Below are 4,496 nucleotides of genomic sequence, written 5' to 3'. Positions count from 1 at the left end.
ATATAGGAAATGGCTCTAAGGGAATTCTGCCATTGCACTTTTGAATTACTATCGACAATGTCTCCAACAAATGTGTTCATTACAATATTGTTCTTCTTAGTGTTTTTTGCAATCCAATTCATTTGGCTATTAAATATCTCTGGATTCTGGCTAGAATATTTTTGCGTATCTGGGACAAATAGAAAATTATAATTATTTTTGTTTGTTAGAAATGGAATTCTATCGTTTGTTCCTTTGAATGGTTCGTCTTCTCGAGCATCTTGAACAAGCCATTCTTTTTCAGTCAAAGCCTCATTAGCAATTCGTATTTCTTGGATGTTACCTGCAAATAGTGCATCTAATTCATTTCCCCACTCAGATGCCCCGATATTCCAGCCTTTACCTTCTATAGTTGCAATGCCTACTACCTTTTCTGACTTTCCATAATCACTAATGCCATTTACAGTTAAAGTGGTCGTTTTACCGTCATTAACAACCGCCAAATGATACCATTCATCAGCATTTAAAGAACGAGACCAGTTTCCCACATTATAGTTTAGATTAGAGGGATGACTTGTCCATTGAATTTCTTTATCACTAGATATAGATAATGTAGTAAGGATTTCTTTCTCGCCTTCCACTTTATTAAGATCAGCAGCCTGCCCTTGTCTTGTTAAAATTCCCATCCAGCTATGTAAACGGTCTTCAAAATTATTTGGTAATTTAATTACAGCCTCGATTGTAAATCCTTTATCAAATTGCTCCTTATTAATAGGTGCTTCCTTTATTGTTTTGAAATATCTTCCTGAAGGGGCATTTTTGTAATTAGCGAATTGCAAGCTATCAACTTTTTCTTGATTATGATAATCTTCTTCAGACCATTTAATCATATTTTTTAATTCTGGCGAGGCTTGATCTCCAATCGTTACTAACTCTAAATCATTTCCTTGTTTACTTGCATCTTCAATAATTAAATTGCCTTTATCGATTGAACCGCTTTTCACATGTTGTTTCGAAAATTTCCAATCTGCCACGATATTACTTCGATCTTTTTCAGCAACAGAATTTGAGGCAGCTGCCGAATTAGCAAAACCAGGAACAATCATACAAAAAAGCGATAAACCAATAAATGCTTTTTTCATTCTCATAAAACATTCACCTCGTTAAATTTTTATAACATAATAAAGGATATCAATTATAGATTTATTCTTTCATGAAAATAAGTAAAGGTTTTGTAAAAAACAAAAGCTGGTTCAGAAGGCTCTGCTTTTTGCATCCATCTGTGATAGTCCACTTAGCTCTTTATAACTTATTAGATGGAATGAATAAAATAATGCATGATGAAAACTAAAGGATTAATAAAGACAGGTGATGAGAAGAAAGCCAAAGGAGACAAGGAATTATAAAGAAATATAGAGAAATTTAATATCAAATTTAGTTGCAGCTTTGGAAGAAAAATATAAGAAGTCAAATTAGTATTTGATTTAATTTTTTATTATAAAATAAGTAAGTTTAATGGCTAAGATGCACCAAACTGCCATCTATCATTCAGGGATATAAATAAAAATAATTAGAAGCAAAAACAGGGAGCGGGTTATTCCCCCACTCCGTTTTCTTATAGTAAAGAATAAATAGTGCATAGCCTAGAAGTTCAATGAATTATGGATTTGCTGCTTAATTCCTATATCCTTACAATTTCTATACTCTTAATCGTTCAACTTCTTTAATGAAAAAAGGTATTCATTGTTATATAAATTTGCAAATCCTCTTAATCATAATTGCTAATATAATGTACAAAAAAAGCAAAATAACAATTGGTTATTTTTTCTGCTTCAGGTAACAAGCGTAATGTCGTATCTAAACGAATTGGTTTGCAACATTATTGATCCATTAAGAGAGGAAGTCGAGGGTAGTCCAATAGTACAGTTAGCGAATGACACTTTTCTAGAAATTATTGAAAAGATTGTGATACATAGTACACGTTCGAGAAAAAGAAGAATGGTTAAATACAAAAAGGCCATAGAGTAGTGTATTGCATAATCAATGAATGATCTGTTTGTAATCACTAAACAAATTAAATGAAGAGGAGGAGATGACTGGATGCAGCCATTCAAACCAGGAACGAAAGTTGAAATAAATGAAGCTTATTACAATCATTTAAAAGAAAAGTAAATCGTATATCTGTAAGTATCAACCCCTATTCCCCAGAAGGAAATTACGATTGTACTTTGGGTTGAAGTAGGAACTAATAGACAACACGTATTTTGTATAAAATCATTATCGCCAAAAGTATTTCAGATTGTTGATGTGAATCATTATCGCCAAAAGTATTTCAGATTGTTGATGTGAATCATTATGAATTTTGGACATCCCTTTATAATCAATTATGTTGTTGATTTTACCGGTCTCTTTTAATCTAGCTATACTTTGTGACCATTTACGGTAACAAAATTACTCTTAAACTATATACATTTTAACTAGTTAAAAAGAGCATCGAATATWCGATGCTCTTTTATTTTTCCATCTAATACCTGTACTTATTAGGAAACATTTTATCGGTAAGGCTTTTCTGATGACAGTATCTTGTCGTTATCTTACCTTTACATTTACTTAAAACTTTAATAGAAGCTAAAATAAAAGGGCATCAAGTGAGTATTGGCCAGCTCCTGTAATCGCTACACCAATCGCAACGGCAAGGATTGCAAGATTATATTCATAGCCATTTTGAGTTGACCAGTAGCCATTTGCTCCGTGAACTTTAACGATAGCAACCAACATTGTAAGGGCAATTAAAATACCTGCGAGCGGTGTAAAAAGACCTAAAGCAAATAAAGCACCACCAATAAGCTCTGATAGACCAGCAAATAGAGCCATTGTAACTCCCGGCTTCATACCAATTGAATCAAACCAGCCGCCGGTGCCCTTTAAACCATAACCTCCAAACCAGCCAAATAATTTTTGTGCACCGTGTCCTACAAACGATAAACCAATTACTACCCGTATTACTAATAAACCTATACCAATCATATTTAATTCCTCCTGGTAATATTTTTAGATATCTTTAATTCGAGATATATATGAAAAAAATATTTACATTAATAAATAACGAATCTTTGGATATTATCTCGAATTAAATTATCTTTAATTAAAGATAATAGTTTATTACCTTTTTGTCAAACATAATTTTAGCGCGATAATATTATGTACTGAACTCAAGGGGCTATTTAGAAAAATCTTTTATCACACTTTTTTTGCTGTATTCGTTAACTAGTCATTATTAAATAAAACCATAAACTTGTTGTCCCAAATACTCGAAACAGGTTGTAGGAAGAATTGTTCAGGAACGATGAAAAAGAATAAAGGATAGTGGATAGAGGGGAGACTTTGTCAACCATTTTCAACTTGATGGTATTCTAGATCTTTCTTTAGAAGGGTTACTATAACAGCATCATGAAAAGCAATAGAAAAACAAAAAGCGTTATCAACAGTATCGAAGTAATTCAGACGGTTAATTAGTACAAAGCCAAGGTGTTTGATTAGAACTTCTTATAAGAATCAAAGAAAATTTAGATCACCAACTTTTAAGCCCTTTTCTGGTACTCGTTTACCTTGTTTAACGAGTGTGTCTGTAATTCCTATCATGATACCATTTGATCTGAGCATGGCATATATGAATCCACTGCAATCAAAATGACCTTTTTCAATATCTTCTGGTAATCGACCTGCACCACATATTCGAAAGGATCTTATTTAACAGGGAAAGTCCTAAATAAACCGGGTGAGCTATTATTTGAGCGAAATAGCAAGTCAGATACCGTTACACATTCATAGCCATTTTTATATAAATAATCCAAAGTTGTTTCTAGTGCTTTTACAGTTTGGGGACGATCGGTCCAATCATGCAAGAGAATGATGTCACCTGCTCGTAAGGATTTAATAATATGATTCGAAATTGTATTAGCTGCAGGTCTTTTCCAGTCTTGTGGGTCTTGACTCCAGGACCAAAGGACAACTTTAAACCCTTTTTTAACAGCTGTATTAATGATTAAATCGTTATGAAAGCCTCCTACAGGACGATATAGAGAAGGTTTATATTTGGCAATTTCCCAAATCACTTTATCTGTTTGATCTAATTCAGAGGATAATAATACAGCACTCATATTTTTGTCATAAATATGATTATAAGTGTGATTAGCAATTTCATGACCTTCTTTTACTTCTCTCTCTAAAATATCGGGATAACTTTTCACTTTATTACCAGAAACAAAAAACGTTGCTTTAGCATTATATTTGGCCAGTATATCAAGGATTTGAGGGGTGTATGAAGGATGAGGGCCATCATCAAAGGTTATTGCAACGATTTTCTCCTGGGTATTCCCTTCCCAAATAACATTTCCTGTTTTTTCGTAAACCTCCCGACTAGCGGTTGTAGCTTGAATGTAATTACAGTCGTAAAAGTAAAAAAGGATGAAAACTGAAAAAGCCAAAAATAAAGTTCTCAAAATAATGCCCTCCTG

Annotated in this window: 4 protein-coding genes; all 4 read right to left on the bottom strand. The window is 32.9% G+C overall.

Annotated elements, in window-relative coordinates:
- On the bottom strand, nucleotides 1-1,127 hold a 1,127-nt coding region (locus AC1DUW_RS21535), incomplete at its 3' end, for a LamG domain-containing protein (protein WP_477643417.1).
- Between the two features lie 1,480 nt (nucleotides 1,128-2,607).
- A complete protein-coding gene (locus AC1DUW_RS21530) occupies nucleotides 2,608-3,006 on the bottom strand; it encodes a DoxX family protein (RefSeq protein WP_053345524.1) in 399 nt (132 codons plus the stop codon).
- Between the two features lie 528 nt (nucleotides 3,007-3,534).
- Entirely contained in the window at nucleotides 3,535-3,684 is a 150-nt protein-coding gene (locus AC1DUW_RS21525; protein ID WP_477643418.1) for an NlpC/P60 family protein, read from the bottom strand.
- Between the two features lie 41 nt (nucleotides 3,685-3,725).
- A complete protein-coding gene (locus AC1DUW_RS21520; RefSeq protein ID WP_377443964.1) occupies nucleotides 3,726-4,466 on the bottom strand; it encodes a polysaccharide deacetylase family protein in 741 nt (246 codons plus the stop codon).
- Nucleotides 4,467-4,496: the final 30 nt, after the last annotated feature.

The organism is Peribacillus sp. P4_C12 (genome assembly GCF_056402095.1).
The sequence above is the reverse complement of the archived record's forward strand: the minus strand, read 5'-3'. Positions and strand labels throughout refer to the sequence as shown.